Origin of the sequence: Psychroserpens mesophilus (assembly GCF_050617655.1) — a bacterium.
Classification (GTDB): domain Bacteria; phylum Bacteroidota; class Bacteroidia; order Flavobacteriales; family Flavobacteriaceae; genus Psychroserpens; species Psychroserpens mesophilus_A.
The window spans coordinates 1-240 of the sequence record NZ_JBODQC010000453.1 but is presented as its reverse complement, the minus strand read 5'-3'; the positions used below and the strand labels follow the sequence as shown (position 1 = coordinate 240).

General features: G+C 43.8%; 1 pseudogene. It reads left to right on the top strand.

What is annotated here, in order from left to right:
• Nucleotides 1-240: pseudogene (locus ACRHNM_RS17965) on the top strand (alanine dehydrogenase); the annotation flags it as partial.

Here is a 240-nt window from a genome sequence, read left to right as displayed (position 1 = left end):
GATACTAAAAAGGTATTTTCCTGCCCTATTCTTTTAAAGGTAGAACCGCCTTCCCTATCAGAAATCGATTTCATCAATCCCCAGACCATTGTTATTTCTGCGCTCCAGATCAAAACGCAGCGCAAAGAATTTTTTGAGGCTATGGCCAAAAAACGGTTGACTGCCATAGCGTTCGAGTTTATTAGGGATGAGGATGGCAACTACCCTGCCGTGCGTTCCCTGAGTGAAATTGCTGGAATA